This window comes from Limnohabitans sp. TEGF003 (genome assembly GCF_055395455.1).
The window spans coordinates 60,185-82,050 of the sequence record NZ_AP029225.1; the positions used below are offsets into that span (position 1 = coordinate 60,185).

Here is a 21,866-nt window from a genome sequence, read left to right on the forward strand (position 1 = left end):
TCAAGACCTGAGTTTCAGGCGCCCTCGCCTGTGCGCAACTGAAACAGGCTGCGCCGCTCGCCCACAGGCACCCCGGCGACATTGAGCAGCACTTGCGCACGCCAAGGGGCCAGTGCCTGACGCTGCGCATCGTCGAGCCAGCCCAGCTGGTCCAGCGCCTCTACGGTGGCGGCAAACAGCGCCGCCTTGTTGCCGTCCATGATCTTGATGGCCAGGGCTTGGCCCCTGGAGCGACTGCCCACCACCTGTACACCGTCCGCACCCACCTTGGTCACCCAGTCGCCGCGACCCACCCGCATGAAGTCGGCGTCGTTGCGGCCGGTGCCCGAGACCAGTTCGGGGTGGGCGCTCATGGCCTCGCCCAGTTGCTTGAGGCTCTCGCCATACAGCCCGTCCGACTCCGGCTGGGCCAGCCGGGCATAGCTGCGGGCCAGGCGCGACAGGGGCATGGCGTAGTTGGGGGCCGAGCAGCCGTCGATGCCCAGCGCCAGATCTTCTTCGCGCAGGCCCGCCAGGTGCGCCACGGCCTGGCGAATCTTTTGTTGCAGCGGGTGGTCCACCTCGGTGTAGCTGTCGGTGGGCAGGCCGTGCTGGACGCAATACGCCAAAAAACCGCTGTGCTTGCCGCTGCAGTTGTGGTGCCGCTCGTCGTAGGCAAAGCCTTCGGGCATGGGGCGGTCAAAAAAAGTGAAGCGGTAGGGCACATGGCAGCCGCAGCGCATCTGGCGCGTGCTGCTGCCACTTTTGTGCAGGATGGATGTGACCTGCTCGACGTGTATGTCCTCGCCGTTGTGGCTGGCGCACATCAGGGCCAGCTCGGTGGGCGTGAAGCCGAAATGCGCCACCCCGCCTGACTGCACCAAGGGCAGCGCCTGCATGGCCTTGAGGGTGGAGCGGGTGAAGCACAGCCAATGCGGGTTGCCCACCTGGGCCAGCACCCGGCCTTCGGTGTCGGTCACGGCCAGCGCGCCCATGTGCACGCATTCCTGGATGCCGTTGCGGGTCAGTTCGATCAGGGGTTCAAAGTTCATGGGCTTGTTCGGACGCATGGAAAAACCCAGTTTAAATTGTCCCGGACTTGACCCGCTGTCGCCGGGGCAGCCGCGCACAATGAATGGATGCACAACATCCATTCCCCCCTTCAGGCGCAACTGGTTCAGTGGTTGGTGGCCCCCGGTGCGACCGTGGCCGCTGGCGACGTGTTGGTCATTCTGGAAGCCATGAAAATGGAGCACGAAATCCGCGCCAACCAGCCCGGGCGCGTGGGCGAGTTGTACTTTCAGGCAGGCGAAGCGGTGGGCGAAGGCGAGGTGCTGGGTGTGCTCGCGCCCTTGACCGAGGATGCCCCCCGACCTGAGGCGCTTGCCGCCCACACGCCAAGCGCTCCTTTTTCAAAGGACCGCGCCGATCTGCAAAAACTGCAAGAGCGCCTGGCCTTCACCCAGGATGCTGCACGCCCCGAAGCCGTGGCCAAGCGCCATGCCTTGGGGCTGCGCACGGCCCGCGAAAACATCGCCGATCTGTGCGATCCCGATTCCTTTGTCGAATACGGCGCCTTGGCCGTGGCCGCACAAAGCCGCCGCCGCAGCGCCGACGATTTGATCCGCAACACGCCCGCCGACGGCATGGTCACGGGCATTGGCACAGTCAACGGCCAGCGCGTGGTGGTCATGGCCTACGACTTCACCGTGCTGGCCGGCACACAGGGCATGCGCAACCACCAGAAGACCGACCGCATGCTGGGTGTGGCCCTGCAAAACCACTTGCCCGTGGTGCTGTTCGCCGAGGGCGGCGGCGGCCGCCCGGGCGATGTGGACGTGGCCATCGTGGCGGGCCTGAACCTGGCCACCTTTGCCTCGTTTGCGCGCCTCAACGGCCGGGTGCCGGTGTTGGGTGTGGTGGCTGGGCGCTGCTTTGCAGGCAATGCGGCGTTGTTGGGCTGCTGTGACGTGATCATCGCCACCCAGGGCAGCAACATCGGCATGGGCGGCCCGGCCATGGTTGAAGGCGGCGGGCTGGGTGTCTTCAAGCCCGAGCAGATTGGCCCCAGCGACGTGCAGCACAACAACGGCGTGATCGATGTGCTGGTGGATAACGAAGCGCAAGCCGTGGCGGCGGCGCGGCATTACCTGTTGTTTTTTCAGGGCGTCACCTCCAGCTGGCAGACACCGCCTGCCGAGGCCCTGCGCCATGTGGTCCCCGAAAACCGCCTGCGCGTGTACGACACCCGCGCGGCCATGCAGGGCATCGCCGACGAAGGCAGCCTGTTGATGTTGCGCACGGGTTTTGGCGTGGGCATCCATACCGCACTGGCCCGCGTGGCCGGGCGCCCGGTGGGGCTGATGGCCAACAACCCTTTGCATCTGGGCGGCGCGATCGACGCCGACGCGGCCGACAAGGCGGCCCGTTTCATGCAGCTGTGCAACGCGCACGGGCTGCCGATTGTGAGCCTGGTGGACACGCCCGGCTTCATGGTCGGGCCCGACACCGAAGCCACCGCGCAGGTGCGCCATGTCTCGCGCCTGTTCGTGGCGGCGGCACATCTGCGGGTGCCGCTGCTCAGCGTGGTGCTGCGCAAGGGCTACGGGCTGGGCGCGATGGCCATGACCGGTGGGGGCTTCCACGAAACCCTGGCCACGGTGGCCTGGCCCACGGGCGAGTTTGGCGGCATGGGCCTCGAAGGCGCGGTGCGCCTGGGTTACCGCAAGGAGCTGGAGGCCGTGCCCGAAGGCCCCGAGCGCCAAGCCCTGTTTGAGCAGCTGCTGGCGCAGCAATACGACAACGGCAGCGCGATCAACATGGCCGCCACGCTGGAAATCGATGCGGTGATCGACCCTGCCACCACGCGCGATTGGCTGGTGTCGGGACTGCAGGCCGGGCGGGTGAGGCCCGTCGATGGCACGTTGGCCATCGACACTTGGTGATGGCCGTCATGGGCCCCCGATCAAGTCGGGGGCGACAAAGGTCTGTCATACCCGCGCAGGCGGGTATCCATTCACCACTGGAGGCATGGACACCCGATCAAGTCGGGTGTGACAAGTGGAGCTGTCATACCCGCGAATGCGGGTATCCATTCACCACCGGAGGCACGGACACCCGATCAAGTCGGGCGTGACAAGAGGAACTGTCATACCCGCGAATGCGGGTATCCATTTCCCACCGAAGCCATAGACGCCCGATCAGGTCGACCGTGATCAAGGCACCCGTGCAGGCAGCACCGTGCCCACGCATTCGCCAAAGCCGATCCGCGCTGCGCCATCGCGCTCGCACCAGCCGCGCAGCACCACGCTGTCACCGTCTTCCAGCCAGGTGCGTTGCTCGCCGTTCGGCAGCGCAATCGGGTTCTTGCCACCCGTGGTCAGCTCGATCAGGGCTGCGGCCTGGTCCAGCGTCGGGCCTGAGAGCGTGCCGCTGCCAAACAGGTTGCCCGGTTGCAGGTTGCAGCCGTTCACCGTGTGGTGTGCAACCATTTGCGCCACCGTCCAGTAGGCGTGGCGGTAGCTGGTGCGGCAGATGCTGGCGTCCGCCTGTCCGGCCTCACGCATTTTGGGCGTTTGCAGGCCCACCTGCAGCTGGATGTCGAAAGCACCTTGCGTGCGGTTGGCTTCGGAGTCCAGATAGGCCATGGGCTGCGGGTCGCCCTCGGGCCGGGTGAAGGCCACGCGGTAGGGGGCCAGCGCTTCGAGCGTGACGACCCAGGGCGAGACGGTGGACGCAAAGTTCTTCGACAGGAAGGGGCCCAGGGGCTGGTATTCCCAGCCCTGGATGTCCCGCGCCGACCAATCGTTGAGCAGGCAAATGCCGAACACATGGTCTTCGGCTTCGGTGATGGCGACCGGTTCGCCCAAGGCATTGCCGCTGCCGATGAAAATGCCCAGCTCCAGCTCGATGTCCAGCCGCTTGCAAGGGCCGAACGATGGCTCGGTGGCACCGGGCGGCATGGTTTGGCCCACAGGGCGGTGAAACTGCTGGCCGGACACGCCAATGCTGGACGCGCGGCCGTGGTAGCCAATCGGCACCCATTTGTAGTTGGGCAGCAGCGGGTTGTCCGGGCGAAATTGTTTGCCGATGTTGGTGGCGTGGTAGACCGAGGTGTAGAAGTCGGTGTAGTCGCCGATGCGGGCGGGCACGTCGTATTCGGCCTCGGCTTGCGGCACCAGGCAGGTTTGCAAGGCGGCCTGGACTGTCGAGCCTTCGCGCAGGGCGCGTGACAGGGCCAGGCGCAGCGCGCTCCAGGCGGTGCTGCCCAGCGCCATCAAGGCGTTGAGTTTGTCTTGCGCACCCGCTTGTGCCGCAGTGGCGGCTTCGCCTTTCAGTAGGCCTGACTTGGCGAGTGCAGCCAGGTCCACGATCTGGTCACCAATGGCCACGCCGCCACGGAAGGCTTCGGATGAGCCCTTGCGGCGGAACACCGCAAACGGCAGGTTTTGAATCGGGAAGTCACAGCCTGCGTTGTTGGCCGAGTGGAGCCAGCTTTGGAGGGCCGGGTTGTGGGTTTCGTTGAGCAAGGTCATCACCCTTCCTCAAGAAGTCATGCTGCCGTCGTGCATCCAGGCGGCGTGCTTGGGTGCGCGCTTGGTCTGGCTCCATTCTTCGAGCATGTCCCATTTCACGTCGTCGAGTTTTTTCATCATCTCGGGCGTGCCGCAATCGGCGGCCAGCTCCAGGCGGTGGCCGTTGGGGTCAAAGAAATAAATGCTCTTGAAGATGGTGTGGTCGGTGGGGCCGAGCACCTCGATGCCCGCATCGACCAGTTTCTTTTTGGCTGCCATCAGGGTGTCGAGTGAGTCGACCTTGAGCGCCAGGTGCTGCACCCAGGCGGGGGTGTTTTCGTCGCGGCCCATTTCGGGCTGGTTGGGCAGCTCAAAAAAAGCCAGGATGTTGCCGTGGCCCGCATCCAGAAAGACGTGCATGTAGGGGTCTGGGGCCTTGGTGGAGGGCACTTCGTTTTCGGCAATGGCCAGCACGAATTTCATGCCAAGGTGCTTTTCGTACCACTGGACGGTTTCTTTGGCGTCTTTGCAGCGGTAAGCGACGTGGTGAACGGATTGAACGAGCATGGGGGTCTCCTGGTGAATGAGGGGGTTCAGAGGTCTTGCAGGGCGGTGGTGATCTGCTGCTGGAAGAGTTGTGCGTCGGCCAGCGCGTTGGCGTTGAGCAAGGCGAGTTTGACGAGGAACAATTGGGCCTTGTCCGGGCCGGCCTGGTCAATGGCAGTAGCCAAGGCGTCATACACGGACTCCAGCCCTTCGATGGTGAGTGTGGGTTGTGACATGGGGTGTCCTTATTGGGGCAGTGCGGTGGTCAGCGCGGCTTGCAGGCGCGTGGCGTCGAGGGTGAGCCAGCGCGCACAGATGTGCTGGTCGGGGCGCAGCAAATACGCACCGCCGTTGGCGGGCACGCCGTAGCGCTGGCGCAGGTGGCCGTCGGCATCGGGCAGGGTTTTGTCAGCCCCTGTGACAGGCTGGCTCGCGCCGACAGCGATCACTTTGATCGGCAGGCCTTGTTTTCGCGCCTGTTGAATGACTTGCTGCAGTGCATCGGGGACAGCGGGCGCGTCGGTGAAGTACAGCAAATCAAAGCCGCCGCCCAGGTGGTCGAGCAGGAAGTCGTTGGCGCCCAGGCGCACGTTTTGCGGCGGCGCGCCGTGGGCCGGGCCGCTCTTGAACAGGGCGTTGTCATCGCCCGTGCTGTTGAGCATGGAGTGCGTGTACTCGTGCGGTCTGGAGGTGCGCCAGTGGTACAGGGGGCGCACGAATTCCTGCGTGAGCGAGAGCGACAGCACCGCGTCGCGCAGCAACCTGAAGCCCGGGCTGGGCGGTGTCATGAAGCGGGTGCTTTTGCCTGCTTCGGTGATGATTTCTCGGGCGGCGCCCACGCGCTCGGCGCTGTGGTTGGCCAGCAATTTCTTGCCCGCGAGGCCCTTGACCACAAAGGCCAGATGCCAGCCCAGAGACTGCGCATCCTGAAAGGCGGTGTTGGCCCCGCGCACGCCAAAAATCGGCAGCAGGTGCGCCGCGTCGCCCGTGAAGATGACGCTGCCGTGAACGAAGTCGGGCAGGGTGAGCGTGCGGGCCGAGTAGACCGAAGACCAGTCCATCTCCCAGGGCAGGCCTGCGTGGCCGATCATGGCCAGTTGCGCGTCGATGCGGGCCTTGAGCGATTCGGGTCGCAGTGCCTCTTCGGGCGTCTCGCCGGGGGGCAGCTGGTAGTCCACGCGCCAGATGCCGTTCGGTTCGCGGTGCATCAGGATGGTGTTGCCGGGGTTCCACTCGGGGTCAAAAAAGGCCAAGCGCTCGGTGGGGTAGGGCAAATCGATCTTGATGTCGGCGATCACGAAAAAGCCTTCGTAGGACGCGCCTTCCATCTGCAGGTTCATCGCGCTGCGGATGGCCGAGCGCCCGCCGTCGGCGGCCACGACCCAGTCGCTTTCCAGCGCGTAAGGACCTTCGGGCGTGTCGACTTCGAGCACGGCGTAGCCGTCTTTCTGGTCCACCCGGGTGACCTTGTTGCCCCAGCGGAAGTCGATGAGCGGGTTGGCTTTGCACGCGTCGTGCAGGTACTCCTCCATGAACTGTTGCTGCACGTTGATGATTGGGAAAAACCGGTCATCGGCATCGTGCGGCGCCTCCATGCGGAACACGCGCTGGCCCCGGTAAAACGAGTTGCCAAAGCGCCAGGGCAAGCCGCCTGCGGTCATGCGATCGGCCACGCCGACTTGCTGCAGGATCTCCATTGAGCGGCGGGTGAAGCAAATCGCCCGACTGCCTTGCGAGAACTGCAGCTCGGCGCTCAGCACCACGCTGGGCACGCCGTGGCGGGCGAGTTCGAGCGCGGTGACCATGCCTGCTGGGCCGGAGCCGACAACCACGACTTTTTGGCAGTCTTGCTGTGGGTGCGCCGAGGCCAGCCAGGGCTTGAAAACCTCGTAGTGGTAGTAAATCGAAGGCCGTGCTTCGGTGCTGGGGGTGTGCATGTGTTTTCCCGTGGTGTGGGGTTCAGCGGGGGCGGGCGTGCGAAATCAGGCGGTCGAACATGGCGCTCAGGCTGGCTTGTTCTTTGTCAGACAGGCAGCCAAAAATCTGTTCGTTGCGCTGGTTGACCATGTCCATGGCGCGTTTGAAGACTTTGCGTCCGGCGGGGGTCAGGGTCAGCACCACGCCGCGGCCATCGTCGGGGCGGTCCTCCTTGCGCACCAGACCCTGGTCCACCAGGGCTTGCGCCCCGCGGCTGGCCTGGGCCTTGTTCAGGTTGGATTTTTCGGCCAGCTCCTTGACCGACAAGGGCTCGAAGGTGCCGATCGTGGTCAGGCAGCGCCCGTCGCTCATCGACAAGCCGGTCTGCTCGGGATAAACCGACTGGCTGTCCGCATCGGTCAGCTTGTGCAACTGGTGCAGACGGTAGGTCAGCGTGCGGTCAAGGGGCGTGGACATGCCGTGTTTCAGTCTGAATGGTGTGTTGAAGCCTTGATCTTAGGCTTATTTGGTTGCGCTCGCAACTAAGTAGAAACACGGATGGTTGCGGTTGCAACCAGATTTCTCTTGTAGGTCGGTGGCTTCAGCCCCGACGGGGTGAACCATCGACATGTGTCAGAGGTGAAGCCGCCGATCTACCAGACTGCCGTTCCCATTCCTGAATCCATACTTGCTGACTCGTTCAAATCGTGGCTCAATGACTACAAAAAATCAGGGAGAAGCAGCCATGCAATACCGTCGTTCAGACACGCCGGGCGGCACATTCTTTTGTACGGTGGTGACCCACGAGCGGCAGCCCTGGCTGGTGGAGCCTTGGTGTGTGAAGACTTTGGGCGATGTGATGCGGCATGTGCGCGCGCAGCGGCCTTTTGAAAACCTGGCCATGGTGCTCATGCCCGACCACCTGCATGCCATCTGGCGTTTGCCGACGGATGACGCTGATTTTTCGACCCGTTGGATGCTCATCAAGCAAGGTGTGGTGCACCAGCTGCGCGGTCGCATGGGGGTTCAGGCTTTATGGCAAGGGCGATTTTGGGAGCACACCTTGCGTGATGAGCGCGATGTCGAGCAGCACATGCATGACATCCACTACAACCCAGTCAAGCACGGCCATGTGCAACACGTGCGCGATTGGCCGCACAGCACGTTTCATCGGTATGTCAAAAATGGCGTTTATCCAACCGACTGGGGTAGCGCCCCAGGCCCCTTGCCTGGTATCAGAGAGTGACGTGTTTCTGTTTTTTGTAGGTCGGTGGCTTCAGGTCCGACGATGTCTTCAGCATCGCTGACGCTGCGGAATTTGCAAAGGCCTTATGTCGGGGCTGAAGCCGCCGACCTACAGCCTACTGGCACTGGATGGTTCAGAACCGGGGCAAATCGGGGTGCTTGATCGCCCCCGCTCGCACCAGCATCTTCCCGTATTCGGCGCAGCGGTTCAGGGTCGGGATCACCTTGCCGGGGTTCAAAAGGCCTTGGGGGTCGAAGGCGCGTTTGACGGCGAACATCTGTTCGTTTTCTTCAGCACTGAACTGCACGCACATGCTGTTCACTTTCTCGATGCCCACACCGTGCTCGCCCGTGACGGTACCACCCATGGCCACGCTGGTTTCCAGGATGTCGGCGCCAAACAGCTCGCAGCGGCGCAGCTGGTTCGGGTCGTTGGCATCAAACAGGATCAGCGGGTGCAGGTTGCCGTCCCCCGCGTGGAACACGTTCAGGCAACGCAGCGCGTACTTTTCTTCCATCTCTGAGATGGCCTGCAGGATGTCGGCCAGGCGCTTGCGCGGGATGGTCGAGTCCATGCACATGTAGTCGGGGCTGATGCGGCCCGACGCCGGGAAGGCGTTCTTGCGGCCACTCCAGAACTTCAGGCGCTGGGCTTCGTCTCGGCTCACGGTGATGGCGGTTGCGCCGCAGTTGCGCAGCACTTCGCTCATGCGGCCGATTTCTTCTTCGACTTCTTCGGGTGTGCCGTCGCTCTCGCACAGCAAAATCGCCGCTGCGCTCAGGTCGTAGCCCGCGTGCACAAAGTCTTCCACCGCAATCGTCATGGGGCCGTCCATCATCTCCAGCCCGGCCGGGATGATGCCTGCCGCGATGACGGCCGCCACCGCGTCGCCCGCTTTGCGCACGTCGTCAAAGCTGGCCATGATGCAGCGGGCCAGTTGGGGCTTGGGCACGAGCTTGACGGTGACCTCGGTGGTCACGGCCAGCATGCCTTCGCTGCCCACCAGCACCGCCAGCAGGTCGTAGCCGGGGGTGTCGAGCGCGTCGCTGCCAAACTCGATCGGCTCGCCTTCGATGGTGAAGCCCTTCACTTTGAGCACGTTGTGAACGGTCAAGCCGTATTTGAGGCAGTGCACACCGCCTGAGTTTTCGGCCACGTTGCCGCCAATCGTGCAGGCGATCTGGCTGGATGGGTCGGGTGCGTAATACAGGCCGTAGGGCGCAGCGGCTTCGCTGATGGCCAAGTTGCGCACGCCGCACTGCACCACGGCGGTGCGGCTGACCGGGTCCACGGTTTTGATCTGGTTGAAACGCGCCATCGACAGCGTCACTCCCATGCGGTGCGGCATGGCCCCGCCCGACAAGCCCGTGCCCGCGCCGCGGGCCACCACCGGCACCGCCAAGGCGTGGCAAGTTTTGAGCACGGCTTGCACTTGTTCCTCGGTCTCCGGCAGGCAGACCACCAGCGGCCGCTCGCGGTAGGCGGTCAGGCCGTCGCATTCGTAAGGCGTGGTGTCCTCGGGGGTGTAGAGGATGGCGTCGGCGGGCAAGACCCGGCCCAAAGCCTGCACCACGGCGCGTTGGCGCTCGGCACGTTCGGTGGCGGTCAGTTCGCGGATTTCGGTGGGGGTGTTGGCGCTCATGGCATGCAAAACCTCAAAATGAAGGCTCCACTGTAAGCCCAAGCCCGGCCGTCAGGGCTGAATAATCTTTGATGGGCTTGTGAAAATGGCTGTGTCTGTCGGGAGTCCGGTGTTGTTGTGGGAGGCAGCCCCTGCGGCCGAATGCGGGCTGTGCCAATGCACACATTCGCGAGCAGGGGCTCGCTCCCACGGGGGAATGCTTTCCCGAAGGACTTCAGGCCAACACGCTTTTGAGCCAGTCGGCAAAGGTCGCGCATTCCCAGCGCTCCATGGTGCCGGTGCGCCAGCACAGGTAGTGGGCGTGCGGGCTGGGCACGCTGCGCTCAAACAGGCGCACCAGCTGGCCGCTCTCCAGCCAGGGCGCACCCAGCTTGGTGCGGATCAGGCCGACACCCAGACCTTGGGCAGCGGCGTCGCACATGAGGCCAATGTCGTTGAAGGACGACCCGTCCATGGGTTCGGGCCAGTCGAGGTCGTGCGCGGCAAACCAGGTGCGCCAGGGCTCCAATGGGCTGCGCAACAAGGGCACGCGCTGCAGGTCTTCCACGCTGGCAAAGGGGCCGTTTTCACGCAACCAGGCGGGCGATGCCAAGGGGGTGACGTCGTCCTTGGCCAGGCAAATGTGTTCCACATCCGAATAGCGACCCGTGCCAAAACGCACCGTCAAATCGGCGTCTTCGGCCACCACGTCGAGCAGGGGAATGCTCACTTGCAGCGTGATGTCGATTTCAGGATAAGCATCTAAAAAATGCTTGAGGCGCGGCATCAGCACCGAGCGTGCAAAGGTGGGTGTGACCGCCAGCCGCAGTTTGCGCCGCCCGGGTGTGTTGCTGGCGCTGGGAAAGCGCTGCAGCGACACCAGGCCTTCGCGCACATGGGCGAGGTATTCGTTGCCTTCGGTGGTGAGCGAAAAATCGGCCCGGCCAAACAGCTTGGTGCCGATGATCTGTTCGAGCTGCTTGACACGGTGGCTCACGGCGCTGGGCGTCACGCACAGCTCTTCTGCCGCTTGGGTCACGCTGCGCAATCGCGCCAGCGCCTCGAAGGTCAAAAGACACTGGATGGGCGGGATGCGTGAGTTGGCGGACATGTTGAATCAGTTGGTGAAAGAGCTAAAGATCTGTCCCGTAAGGTTATTTATTTGAAAATCACCGTCTTGTGGCCGTTGATCAGCACGCGGTGCTCGCTGTGCCATTTGACAGCGCGGGCCAGCACCTGGCTTTCGGTGTCGCGGCCCGTGGTCGTCAGGTCTTCCACCGTCTTGCTGTGGTCCACTCGGGCCACGTCCTGCTCGATGATCGGGCCTTCGTCCAGGTCGGCCGTCACATAGTGGGCGGTGGCACCGATCAGCTTCACGCCCCGGTCGTGGGCCTGGTAGTAAGGCTTGGCCCCCTTGAAGCTGGGCAAAAAGCTGTGGTGGATGTTGATGGCGCGGCCAGCCAGCTTGCGGCACAGATCGTCGCTCAGGATTTGCATGTAGCGGGCCAGGACCACCAGTTCGGCGCCTTCAGCCTGGATGATCTCGTACTGGCGGGCTTCGGCCTGCTCTTTGGTGGCCGCCGTCACCGGGATGTGGTGAAACGGCACGTTGTAGCTGGCGGCCAGTTGGTAAAACTCGCGGTGGTTGCTGATGATGGCGCGGATGTCCAAAGGCAGCAGGCCGCTTTTCCAGCGGAACAGCAGGTCGTTGAGGCAATGCCCTTCCTTGCTGACCATGAGCACGGTGCGCATGGGCTGAGTGGCCGTGTGCAAGTCCCATTTCATCTGGAAGGACTGGGCAAACGCGCCCCACTCGGCGTTCAGGGCCTGACCATCGGCTTGGGCGCAGGCGAACTGCACCCGCATGAAAAACAGGCCCGTATCGTGGTCGTTGTACTGCGCCGCTTCTTCGATGTTGCCGCCCCGCTCCAGCAAAAAACCCGACACGGCGTGCACGATGCCGGTACGGTCGGGGCAGGAGAGGGTGAGGATGTAGGTGGTCGTCATGGCTGAAAACTGCGGGGTTCGCCGTGACCTTGGAGAGGGTGGGCACGGTCGTTTCGTCGCCTTCTATTGTAGGAGACCCCTGTTGGCCGATCGCGCAGGGTGTCACGCCGGAGCGAGCGCCTGCCCGTTTGCGCTTTAAACTGACTGGCTTGATCGATTCAGAGGAGTTTTTGCCGTGGCCCATACCGACCTGAACATGGACAACCAATGGTTGCCCTTCACCCCCAACCGCACTTTCCGCCAGGACCCCCGGGTGTTTGTGGGTGCCGAGGGCATGCACTTCACCACGCACGACGGCAAAAAAGTCATCGACGGCATCTCCAGCCTGTGGTGCGTGGGCGCGGGTCACAACCGCAAGCCGATCAACGAAGCCATCAAGAACCAGCTCGACACGCTGGACTACGCCACCGCTTTCCAGGCCAGCAACGACAAGGCCTTCAAGGCGGCGCAAATGATCGCCGCCATGGCCCCCGGCGACCTGAACAAGGTGCTGTTTTGCAATTCGGGCTCGGAAGCGGCCGACACCGCCCTGAAAGTGGCGCTGGCTTACCACCGCGCCCGGGGCGAAGGCCACCGCAACGTGTTCATCGGCCGTGAAAAGGGTTACCACGGCGTGAACTTTGGCGGCATGAGCGTGGGCGGCCTGCCGGCCAACCGCAAGGTGTACGGCGCGCAGCTGCTGCCGCGTGTCGACCACATGCGCTTCATCCACGACCCGGTGAACCATGCCTACATCCACCACGAAGAGCCCGTGTGGGCCGAAGACCCGCTGCTGGAGCTGGAAAACCGCATCCTGGTGCTGCACGACCCGAGCAACGTGGCGGCCGTGATCGTCGAGCCGATTGCAGGCAGCGCGGGCTGGTACATCCCGCCCAAGGGCTATGTGAAGCGCCTGCGCGAGATTTGCGACAAGCACGGCATTCTGCTGATTTTTGACGAGGTCATCACCGGCTTTGGCCGCCTGGGCGTGAACTTTGGTGCCGACTACTACGGCGTGGTGCCCGACATGCTGAACTTCGCCAAGGCGGTGACCAACGGCGTGATCCCGCTGGGCGGCGTGATTTGCCGCGACTTCATCTACGACGCGATGATGAACGCCAATTCGCCCGCCCACGCCATCGAGTTCTTCCACGGTTACACCTATTCGGGTCACCCCGTGGCTTGCGCGGCCGCCATTGCCACGCTGGACCTGATGAAGGAGGAAAACCTGTTTGCCCGCGCAGGGCAAAAGGGCCGCGTGCTGGGCGACGCGATGCACAGCGCCCTGAAGGGCTTGCCCAATGTGATCGGCATCCGCACCCTGGGCCTGGCCGGGGCTGTGGAGCTGGCCAGCATCCCGGGCACGCCAGGCAAGCGGGCTTATGACATTTTCATGGACTGCTTCCACAAGGGCGTTTGGGTGCGTCCGGCGGGCGAGAACCTCGTGATTTGCCCGCCCTACATCGTGGAAGACGCGCACATCGACCAGATCGTGCAGACGGTGGCCGACAGCATCCGCCGCCACGCCTGAAGCGACCACTTTTGACCTGACCCTGACCGCCTGCGTGGGCGGTCTTTTTTTGAGCCCATGAATTTTCGTGAATTGACCCGGGTGGCGCTGACCCTGCTGGCGGCGCTGGCTGCCGCGCAATTGTGCGTCTGGCTGCACACGCCCATCCCCTGGATGTTGGGGCCCTTGCTGGCCACGGCGGTGGCGTCGGTGCTGGGCGCGCCGACACGCAGTGCGCCACTGCTGCGCAACGGCGGGCAGTGGGTGATTGGCGCGGCGCTCGGCCTGTATTTCACACCGCAAGTCGGCGAGCTGGTGGTCAGCCTGTGGTGGGCGATTGCACTGGCCGTGGTGTGGGCGCTGGCATTGGGGGCCTTGTTTGGCCTGTGGTTGCAACGCCAGCATGTGGCCGATTTTGCGCACCTGCCGCCCGGCGCTTGGCGGGCCACCAGCTACTTTGCCAGCGCCATTGGCGGCGCGTCCGAGATGACTTTGCTGGCCGAGCGGCACGGTGCACGCACCGATCTGGTGGCGGCAGCGCACAGTGTGCGGTTGGTGATCGTGGTGGTGTCGGTGCCCTTTGCCATGCAATGGGCGCAAAACCACTGGGGTTTGCAGGTCGATGTCCGCTTGCTGCCCGGCCCGCTTGTGGCGCAGTGGCCAGGTTTGCTCTGGTTGGCGCTGGCCACGGCGGGCGGTGCCTTGCTCATGATCTGGTTCAAGCGCACCAACCCCTGGTTCATGGGGGCTTTGCTGGTGTCGATGGTGCTGACGCTGTCGGGTGTCAACTGGTCGGCGGTGCCCACGGCGTTGTCCAATGCCGCGCAGCTGGTCATCGGGGTGAGCTTGGGCGTGCGCTTTCAGCGCGAGTTTGTGCACACCGCGCCGCGCTGGCTGGCCTCGGTGGCCACAGGCACGGTGGTGATGATGCTGTTGTCATTGGGGTTTGGCCTGTTCCTGGCCCACACCACGGGCCTGCACCCGGCCACCCTGATTTTGGGCACCTCACCCGGCGGCATTGCCGAGATGGCGATCACCGCCAAGGTTTTGCAGCTGGGGGTGCCCGTGGTCACGGCCTTTCAAGTCTGCCGTCTGGTGGCGGTGCTGATTTTGGTGGGGCCGATTTACAAGTGGGTCGGTGGACGCAATCAAGCCGCCTGAGGGGTCACAGATCAAAGAACTCTGTCATACCCGCGCATGCGGGTATCCATGGCTTGAATTCCGTTAATGCCCGATCAAGTCGGGCATGACAAAACAACAATCCACCGATACCGACAAGCGGTGTCAGTGCACCACCACCGGTTGTTGGGCCAGGCCTGTGTAGCCCTCCAGGGTGTCTTCGACTTCTTCCTGCGTGGGGGTGTGCTGTTGCCAGGCCTGGATTTGCTGCTGGAACATTTCGGCCCATGAGCCGTCCAGGTACACCTCCTTGCCCGAGCGCTTGTCCACGATTTCAAAACCATGGCGCTCCAGCTGGGGTTGGCTGGTCACGGGAGCCGGTTCCGCAGGCGCGTTGGCCAACACATGCATCACGGCAAAAGTCTCGGATTCGTAAAGCAGGTTCATGCGTTCATTCTCCCTCAAGTTCTGCTTCACAAGTGGGGCTTCGCAGAACAACTTCAAGATGGTGTGGTTTTTTCTCCGGCAGGGGCCGTGGCAGGCAGTGGGGGCAGGGCTTCCTGGCCGCGCAGCATCAAGTCAATGAAGCTGCCGCTGACCTGGGTGATGCGGATGCGCACCGGCATCCACGCGTGCTGGGCCGAGACCCAGAACTCCACGGTGGCATCGAAACGGTTACGCGGCTGACACACCCATTTGAGGGTGGAGACCGCTTGACCGTTCAGCTGCAGGGTTTCGGGTGGACCCAGGGTCAAGAGCCAGGGCAGGGCGTCCCGGACGGTGGCGGTCTGCAGCTGCAAACGTGTGCCGGGCTGAAAGCGCTGCGGCTCACCGGCCATGGCCGCGGCCAGTTGCACATACAGGCTGATCTGGTCTTGCGCGCCTGCCTCCAGTGCGGCTACCGGAGCGTTGTTGCTGAAGACCACCCGGTTTTGCACGCGGTCAAAGTGGGCGGCTCGCTCGTTGCGCCAGCTGTCTGAAAACCGGGTGGGGGTCAGGCCGGCGCTGGTGATGTCACCCTGGCTGCGCCAATGGCGTGAGCCCACCAAGAACGCCTTCACCGACAGGGCCAGCGCATAGGCTGATTCGTTGTGCTGCCAGCGCAATTCACCGCTGGCGTGGTAGGTCAATCCCTTGTCCTGGCCCGTCAAACGGTAGCTCAACAAAACCGGGGGCGGCAATGCGCCCAGCGGAATGGGCGGCAAGGTCACACTGGCCGTTTCGGGGGGGGCGGCAGGCGTTGGGGTGTCAGGTACGGGCACGCTGGTGTTCGGGCTGGCGCTGTGCCCTGATGCCTCCGCTGAAGCGGGCACCTCGGCAGGGGCTTGCCCCGTCTGCTGAGGTGGGGGCTCGGCCGCGCTGCTGTCGTTGGCGCTGGCCACATCGACAGGCGGGGCCGTGGCGGGTTCTATAGACGGTGGCGGTGCGGCTTTGGGCTCGGTGGCCACCCGGGTGCGGGGCTTGGGGGCGGCTGCTTGGACGGGCGTGGCCTTTGGCGCAGGGGTGGGCGGCACCCAGCGGGTTTGCATGGGGGCAACGCGGACCGGTTCTGCCGTTTGCAACCGCCACTCCAAGGGGCCGGTCAGGCCCAGGATCAGGGCCACATGCACGGCCAACACCGCCGCCACCAGCCATACCGGCGCACGACGCAGCGGTTGCGCTGGCCCGGTCAAGGCAGCGTTGGCGTTGGGACGTGCAGACACCCGACCGCTCCAGTTCAGCGGCCGGACCAGCCCAGATCGGCCGACAGTTGCTGGGCAAACTGGCGCAAGCTTTGCGCAATCGGCCCGTCCCATGCGGTGTCGAGCGTGGCGGACGAACCCAGCGCCACCACGCCCAGCACCAAGTGCCCGTCGGCATCAAAAACCGGGGCACAAAAGCCCGAAATGCCGGGCAGCAACACATTGACCACGCGGCCCAGGCCCTGTTCCCGGGTTTCTTTCACCATGGCCTGCAGTTGAGCGGGCGTGCTGGGCAAGTCGGTGCGGCCCAGTTTGCGGGCCAAAGCCAACTCTTCTTCGATCATGGGGCCCGCTTTTTCGGCCGCACCGCCGTGGCTGTTGAAGGCGGCAAAGCACCGCCCCGTGGCCGAAGACAACAGCGGCATCACATCGCCCAGGCGCAAGCTGACCGGCATGGCCAGCGGAGTTTCTTGCCAATGCACCAAGGTGGGCCCCCGGTTGCCCCAGACGGCCAGGGCCATGGTGTGGCCGGTGGCCTCGATCAAGGCGGGCAAACGCTCGCGGGCCATCTTCACGGCGTCCAGACGCGACAAGGTGGCCAGCCCCAAGCGCAAGGTGGCGGGCCCCAGCTCGTAACGGGTGCTGGTGCTGTCTTGCACCACCAGGCCCAAACGCTGGAAGCTGACCAAATAACGGTGGGCTTTGGCCGCGCTCATGTGGGCGGCGGCCGCAAGGTCTCGCAGCATCAAGGGGGCGGGCGCTTGCGCCAGCACATCCAGCAGGGCAAAACCGACCTCCACCGACTGAATGCCTGCGCGTTCCTTGTCGCTGTCTTTGGCTTGGATGGCTGTGCTGTCTGGGTTCATGTCGCCTAAAATCCGGTTCCGTTTAGTTAAACGGGTTTAACAATGCGTAACTTCTCGGTGGTGCACACTGTAGCCCATTGCGACCCGAACGGACACATTCAACATGAAACTGGCGACCTACAAAGACGGCTCACGCGACGGACAACTGGTGGTGGTCTCACGCGATTTGAGCACTGCCCATTATGCGACCGGCATTGCCAGCAAACTCCAGCAAGTCCTGGACGACTGGAACTTTCTGGCCCCCCAGCTGGAAGACCTCTACACCACCCTGAACCAGGGCAAGGCCCGCCACGCTTTTCCGTTTGACCCGGCCCAATGCATGGCCCCGCTGCCCCGCGCCTACCAGTGGGCTGACGGCTCAGCCTACATCAACCACGTGGAGCTGGTCCGTGCGGCACGCAACTCCGAAGTGCCCAGCAGCTTCTACACCGACCCGCTGATGTACCAGGGGGGCAGCGACGACTTCATCGGCCCCTGCGACCCGGTGGTGTGCGCCAGCGAGGCCTTTGGCATCGACTTTGAAGCCGAAATCGCCGTCATCACGGGCGACGTGCCCATGCAAACCAGCGCTGACGATGCGGTCGAAGGCGTGCGCCTGATCATGCTGGCCAACGACGTGAGCCTGCGCAACCTGATCCCGAACGAGCTGGCCAAAGGCTTTGGCTTCTTCCAAAGCAAGCCCGCCACCGCCTTCAGCCCTGTGGCCATCACACCCGACGAATTGGGTGACGCCTGGCAAGGCGGCCGGGTGCACCTGACGCTGCAGTCCACCTGGAACGGCCGCAAAGTGGGCATGTGCGAAGCCGGCCCCGAGATGACCTTCCACTTTGGCCAGCTGATCGCCCACATCTGCAAAACCCGCAACGTGCGGGCTGGCTCCATCGTGGGCAGCGGCACGGTGAGCAACAAGAGCGTGGAAGTGAATGGCAAACCCGAGTGGCCCAAGGGCTACAGCTGCATTGCCGAAAAACGTGCCATCGAAACCATCCTCGACGGCAAGCCTTCGACCGAGTTCATGAAATACGGCGACACCATCCGCATCGAGATGAAGGGCCTGCACGGCGAGAGCTTGTTTGGGGCGATCGAGCAGGAAGTGGTGCCGTTGAACCAGGCTTGAGTCGGAGGCGATTGGTCATCCAGCCCTGCGCTTTTTCACCCGACCTTCGTCATGTCACCCCCGACTTGATCGGGGGTCCATGCCTTCACTCACCATGGATACCCGCGTTCGCGGGTATGACAACCACGACTGTTTCACCCCGTCATGGGGCTGGCACCCTTCACGCTCACTTTGACTTGAAGCGTAAAAAAAGCCGTTTATGCTTCATCAATGAAGTGCAAACGGCGATGGTGGCAGAGGACGGTCAACCCAGCTTCTTCATCAAGAGCGCATTCACCTGCCCCGGGTTGGCCTTGCCCTTGCTGGCCTTCATGATCGGGCCGACCAAACCGTTCAGGGCTTTTGCGTTACCCGCCTTGAACTCTTCCACGTTCTTGGGGTTGGCGGCGAGCACCTCGTCGATGATCTTTTCCAGCTCGCCGGTGTCGTTCATCTGCTTGAGGCCTTTGGCTTCGATGATGGCGTCGACTTCGCCCTCACCGTTCCACAAGCCTTCAAACACCTGACGCGCCGCGTTGTTGCTGATGGTGTTGTCGCTGATGCGGCCGATCAGGGCGGCCAATTGGGCGGCGCTGACGGGCGCTTGCTCAATGGTCAATTCGCTCGCGTTCAGGCGGCGCGACACTTCGCCCATGATCCAGTTGCTGGCGAGTTTGGGCTGGCCGCAGGCCTTGGCGGTGGCTTCAAAGTAGGCGGCGACCGCCTTGCTTTGGGTCAGTTGGGTGGCGTCGTATTCGGGCAAGGCGTAGTCTTTGACAAAGCGCTCGGCCATCACGCGGGGCAGCTCGGCCATCTCGCCTTTGACGCGTTCGACCCAGTCGCGGCCGATCACCAGCGGGGGCAGATCCGGGTCGGGGAAGTAGCGGTAGTCGGCAGCGTCTTCCTTGGTGCGCATGGCGCGGGTCTCGCCCGTATCGGGGTCGAACAGCACGGTGGCTTGCTGGATGGTGTGGCCGTCCTCGATCTGGTCGATTTGCCAGCGCACTTCGTAGTCGATGGCTTGCTGCATGAACTTGAACGAGTTCAGGTTCTTGATCTCGCGGCGGGTGCCCAGCGGCTGGCCGGGCTTGCGCACCGACACGTTGGCATCGCAACGGAAGCTGCCTTCTTGCATGTTGCCGTCGCAGATGCCGATCCAGGTGACGATTTTGTGCAACTCTTTGGCGTAGGCCACGGCTTCTTCGCTGCTGCGGATGTCGGGCTGGGTCACGATTTCGAGCAGGGGTGTGCCCGCACGGTTCAGGTCAATGCCGCTTTGACCAATGAAGTCTTCGTGCAGCGATTTGCCCGCGTCTTCTTCGAGGTGGGCACGTTCCAGGCGCACGGTTTTGCGCACCGTTTCTTTGCCCTCTTCCAAAAAGAAGGACACTTCACCGCCTTGCACCACCGGGATCTCGAACTGGCTGATCTGGTAGCCCTTGGGCAGGTCGGGGTAGAAGTAGTTTTTGCGCGCAAAAATGCTGCGCTCGGCAATGTGGGCGTTGATGGCCAGGCCGAATTCGATGGCGCGTTCCACCGCGCCGATGTTCATCACGGGCAGCGTGCCGGGCAGGGCCATGTCCACCGCGCAGGCTTGCGTGTTGGCTTCGGCCCCAAAGGCAGTGGGGGCGCGGCTGAAGATCTTGCTGGTGGTCGAGAGTTGGGCGTGTGTTTCAAAGCCGATGACGACTTCGTAGCCTTGGACGAGTTTGCTCATGTGTGGTTCACCTGATGAATCAGAAGTTGTGGGAGGCCGCCTCTGCGGCCAAAGCATTCGCGAGCAGGGGCTCGCTCCCACAAAAACCTGGGTTCACTGAAGGCCCTCCGGTTGGCGGAGGTGGAAATCGGTCGCTTGTTGCAGGCGGTGTGCGGCGTTCAGCAGCTGGGCTTCCTTGAAGTAGTTGCCGATCAGCTGCAGGCCGACGGGCATGCCGCCCGCGCCAAAGCCTGCGGGCACGCTCATGCCGGGCAGACCGGCCAGTGAGGCGGGCAGGGTGAAGATGTCGGCCAAATAGTCGGCCACCGGGTCGTTGGCGTTCTCGCCAAACTTCCAGGCCACCGAAGGGGCCACGGGGCCAGCGATCACGTCGCACTGCTTGAACGCATTCTGGAAGTCGTCGGCGATCATGCGGCGGATTTTTTGGGCCTGCAGGTAGTAGGCGTCGTAATAACCGTGGCTCAACACATAAGCGCCCGTCATGATGCGGCGTTTGACCTCGTTGCCAAAGCCTTCAGCGCGGGTCTTTTTGTACATGTCCACCAGGTCGGTGTAGTCCTTGGCGCGGTGGCCAAACTTCACGCCGTCAAAGCGGCTGAGGTTGGAACTGGCTTCGGCCGGGGCAATGATGTAGTAGACCGGAATGGACAGTTCGGTGCGTGGCAGGCTGATGGGCACCAGCTTGGCGCCCAGCTTTTCATACTCGCGCAAAGCGCCGTCTACTGCAGCGCGCACATCGGCCGCCAGGCCTTCGCCAAAAAACTCTTTGGGAATGCCAATGCGCACACCTTCTAGGGAATTGTTGAGCGATGCCGAAAAGTCTTCGGTCGGCATGTCCAGCGAGGTCGAGTCGCGGTCGATGTCGCCGCCGCACATGGCGCTCAAGAGCAGGGCGCAGTCTTCGGCGCTGCGGGCCATGGGCCCGGCCTGGTCGAGGCTGGAGGCGTAGGCGATCATGCCGTAACGGCTGGCGCGGCCATAGGTGGGTTTGATGCCGGTGATGCCGCAAAAACTGGCAGGCTGGCGGATCGAGCCGCCCGTGTCGGTGCCCGTCGCTGCGGGGGCCAGGCCAGCGGCCACAGCGGCGGCGCTGCCGCCCGATGAACCGCCGGGCACGCGGGCTGTGTCCCAGGGATTTTGTACCGGGCCGTATGCCGAGTTTTCGTTGGCCGAGCCCATGGCAAATTCGTCGCAATTGAGCTTGCCCAAAGTGACCATGCCCGCCGTGCGCAGGCGCTGCACCACGGTGGCGTCAAAGGGTGAGCGGTAGCCGCTGAGCATTTTGGAGCCCGCGGTGGTGTCGAAATCTCGGGTGACGAACACGTCTTTGTGCGCCACGGGCACGCCTTCGAGCGGGCCAGCTGTGCCGTCGGCCAGTTTGGCGTCCGAGGCGCGAGCCTGGGCCAGCGTCACTTCGCTGTCGATGTCCAGAAAGGCGTTGTGAGGGTTGCCGCCCATGCGGGCCAGAAAGCGCGTCGCGACCTCGACGGCGCTGACTTCTTTGGACTGTAAAAGGGTGGCCAGCGCTTTCACGCTGAGGTTGTGCAGGTCACTCATGGCTTACTCGATGACTTTGGGGACCAGGAACAGGCCGCGCTCGACGGCCGGGGCGCTTTGCTGGTTCAGATCGCGTTGGTTGGGCTCGCTGGCCACGTCGGGGCGCAGGCGCAGCGTGATGTCCTGGATGGCGGCCACGGGGTGGGCCATGGGGGTGATGCCGGTGGTGTCCACCGCCTGCATGGCTTCGACGATGCCAAAGAAGCCGTTGATCTGAGTGAGCATGCGCTCGCTTTCGTCGGGCTTGAGCTCCAGCCGGGCCAGATTGGCGATCCGGGCAATATCCTGCGGGGTCAGGGACATGGTTTGAAAAGAGTTGTAAAGGACGTGTTTTTCCGGCCCAAACGGGGCTGCTGCGCAGCTGTTTTACCGGGGGATCGGGTATTATCCTGCGTTTGGTGCCGCTCACTGCGCCGTCTCTGAGCCCGCCCTGACGACACCCCTGATTTGACAGCCGCGCTTGCCCCAGCACTGCCACCCATGCGCTTGGTGTATGGCGCGTCAAAGGAC

General features: G+C 63.6%; 20 protein-coding genes. 5 read left to right on the forward strand and 15 right to left on the reverse strand.

Translation table 11 applies throughout. The features are described from left to right. Window positions 1–14 precede the first annotated feature (14 nt). The gene (locus tag ACZ5RT_RS00270; RefSeq protein WP_464453167.1) at window positions 15–1,031 is read right to left on the reverse strand and encodes an asparaginase; all 1,017 of its coding nucleotides are present in this window, start codon (window positions 1,029–1,031) and stop codon (window positions 15–17) included. Between the two features lie 96 nt (window positions 1,032–1,127). Here ACZ5RT_RS00270 and ACZ5RT_RS00275 point away from each other — a divergent pair, with 96 nt between their 5' ends. Further along, window positions 1,128–2,924 carry a carboxyl transferase domain-containing protein gene (locus ACZ5RT_RS00275; protein WP_464454237.1) on the forward strand — a complete coding sequence of 599 codons (1,797 nt, stop codon included), beginning with the start codon at window positions 1,128–1,130 and terminating at the stop codon, window positions 2,922–2,924. A 270-nt stretch (window positions 2,925–3,194) separates the two neighbouring features. Here the strand turns inward: ACZ5RT_RS00275 and fahA are convergent, their stop codons facing one another. From fahA to ACZ5RT_RS00300, 5 genes are read right to left on the reverse strand one after another with little or no spacing between them, the layout of a single operon-like run. Next, complete coding sequence (gene fahA, locus ACZ5RT_RS00280; protein ID WP_464453168.1) at window positions 3,195–4,514, reverse strand: fumarylacetoacetase; 1,320 nt, start codon at window positions 4,512–4,514, stop codon at window positions 3,195–3,197. A gap of 9 nt (window positions 4,515–4,523) precedes the next feature. Then, window positions 4,524–5,060, reverse strand: a complete 537-nt coding sequence (locus ACZ5RT_RS00285) for a VOC family protein (RefSeq protein WP_464453169.1) — start codon at window positions 5,058–5,060, stop codon at window positions 4,524–4,526. Between the two features lie 26 nt (window positions 5,061–5,086). Beyond that, entirely contained in the window at window positions 5,087–5,275 is a 189-nt protein-coding gene (locus ACZ5RT_RS00290) for a DUF2783 domain-containing protein (protein ID WP_464453170.1), read from the reverse strand. Window positions 5,276–5,284: 9 nt separating this feature from the next. Continuing rightward, complete coding sequence (locus ACZ5RT_RS00295) at window positions 5,285–6,976, reverse strand: FAD-dependent monooxygenase (protein ID WP_464453171.1); 1,692 nt, start codon at window positions 6,974–6,976, stop codon at window positions 5,285–5,287. Window positions 6,977–6,998: 22 nt separating this feature from the next. After that, a complete protein-coding gene (locus ACZ5RT_RS00300) occupies window positions 6,999–7,433 on the reverse strand; it encodes a MarR family winged helix-turn-helix transcriptional regulator (protein WP_291929974.1) in 435 nt (144 codons plus the stop codon). A 268-nt stretch (window positions 7,434–7,701) separates the two neighbouring features. Here ACZ5RT_RS00300 and ACZ5RT_RS00305 point away from each other — a divergent pair, with 268 nt between their 5' ends. Beyond that, window positions 7,702–8,202, forward strand: a complete 501-nt coding sequence (locus tag ACZ5RT_RS00305; RefSeq protein ID WP_464453172.1) for an REP-associated tyrosine transposase — start codon at window positions 7,702–7,704, stop codon at window positions 8,200–8,202. 133 nt (window positions 8,203–8,335) lie between these two features. Here ACZ5RT_RS00305 and ACZ5RT_RS00310 read toward each other — a convergent pair whose 3' ends face one another. From ACZ5RT_RS00310 to purU, 3 genes are all read right to left on the reverse strand, one after another. Then, on the reverse strand, window positions 8,336–9,844 hold the full coding sequence (locus ACZ5RT_RS00310) for an FAD-linked oxidase C-terminal domain-containing protein (protein WP_464453173.1): 1,509 nt from the start codon (window positions 9,842–9,844) through the stop codon (window positions 8,336–8,338). 214 nt (window positions 9,845–10,058) lie between these two features. Then, window positions 10,059–10,934, reverse strand: coding sequence for a LysR substrate-binding domain-containing protein (locus ACZ5RT_RS00315; protein ID WP_464453174.1), 876 nt, complete (start codon window positions 10,932–10,934; stop codon window positions 10,059–10,061). A 47-nt stretch (window positions 10,935–10,981) separates the two neighbouring features. Further along, window positions 10,982–11,830, reverse strand: coding sequence for a formyltetrahydrofolate deformylase (gene purU / locus ACZ5RT_RS00320; protein WP_108428232.1), 849 nt, complete (start codon window positions 11,828–11,830; stop codon window positions 10,982–10,984). Between the two features lie 175 nt (window positions 11,831–12,005). Between purU and aptA the strand changes: the two genes are divergently transcribed. Next, window positions 12,006–13,340, forward strand: a complete 1,335-nt coding sequence (aptA, locus tag ACZ5RT_RS00325) for an omega-aminotransferase AptA (RefSeq protein WP_464453175.1) — start codon at window positions 12,006–12,008, stop codon at window positions 13,338–13,340. Between the two features lie 57 nt (window positions 13,341–13,397). Continuing rightward, on the forward strand, window positions 13,398–14,480 hold the full coding sequence (locus ACZ5RT_RS00330; protein WP_464453176.1) for an AbrB family transcriptional regulator: 1,083 nt from the start codon (window positions 13,398–13,400) through the stop codon (window positions 14,478–14,480). A gap of 123 nt (window positions 14,481–14,603) precedes the next feature. On the opposite strand, the gene ACZ5RT_RS00335 is transcribed toward ACZ5RT_RS00330, so the two are convergent. Genes ACZ5RT_RS00335 through ACZ5RT_RS00345 form a run of 3 tightly spaced genes read right to left on the reverse strand, consistent with a single transcriptional unit; the run spans window position 14,604 to window position 16,986 of the window. Next, window positions 14,604–14,885, reverse strand: a complete 282-nt coding sequence (locus ACZ5RT_RS00335) for a BTH_I0359 family protein (protein WP_108428235.1) — start codon at window positions 14,883–14,885, stop codon at window positions 14,604–14,606. A 53-nt stretch (window positions 14,886–14,938) separates the two neighbouring features. Further along, window positions 14,939–16,141, reverse strand: a complete 1,203-nt coding sequence (locus tag ACZ5RT_RS00340) for a DUF3108 domain-containing protein (RefSeq protein WP_464453177.1) — start codon at window positions 16,139–16,141, stop codon at window positions 14,939–14,941. A gap of 14 nt (window positions 16,142–16,155) precedes the next feature. Further along, complete coding sequence (locus ACZ5RT_RS00345) at window positions 16,156–16,986, reverse strand: IclR family transcriptional regulator (protein ID WP_464453178.1); 831 nt, start codon at window positions 16,984–16,986, stop codon at window positions 16,156–16,158. Window positions 16,987–17,089: 103 nt separating this feature from the next. Between ACZ5RT_RS00345 and ACZ5RT_RS00350 the strand changes: the two genes are divergently transcribed. Continuing rightward, window positions 17,090–18,103, forward strand: a complete 1,014-nt coding sequence (locus ACZ5RT_RS00350; protein ID WP_464453179.1) for a fumarylacetoacetate hydrolase family protein — start codon at window positions 17,090–17,092, stop codon at window positions 18,101–18,103. Window positions 18,104–18,347: 244 nt separating this feature from the next. Here the strand turns inward: ACZ5RT_RS00350 and gatB are convergent, their stop codons facing one another. From gatB to gatC, 3 genes are all read right to left on the reverse strand, one after another. Further along, a complete protein-coding gene (gene gatB, locus ACZ5RT_RS00355; RefSeq protein WP_464453180.1) occupies window positions 18,348–19,799 on the reverse strand; it encodes an Asp-tRNA(Asn)/Glu-tRNA(Gln) amidotransferase subunit GatB in 1,452 nt (483 codons plus the stop codon). A gap of 93 nt (window positions 19,800–19,892) precedes the next feature. Beyond that, complete coding sequence (gatA, locus tag ACZ5RT_RS00360; RefSeq protein WP_464453181.1) at window positions 19,893–21,356, reverse strand: Asp-tRNA(Asn)/Glu-tRNA(Gln) amidotransferase subunit GatA; 1,464 nt, start codon at window positions 21,354–21,356, stop codon at window positions 19,893–19,895. Between the two features lie 3 nt (window positions 21,357–21,359). Further along, complete coding sequence (gatC, locus tag ACZ5RT_RS00365; RefSeq protein ID WP_108428244.1) at window positions 21,360–21,659, reverse strand: Asp-tRNA(Asn)/Glu-tRNA(Gln) amidotransferase subunit GatC; 300 nt, start codon at window positions 21,657–21,659, stop codon at window positions 21,360–21,362. Between the last annotated feature and the right edge of the window lie 207 nt (window positions 21,660–21,866).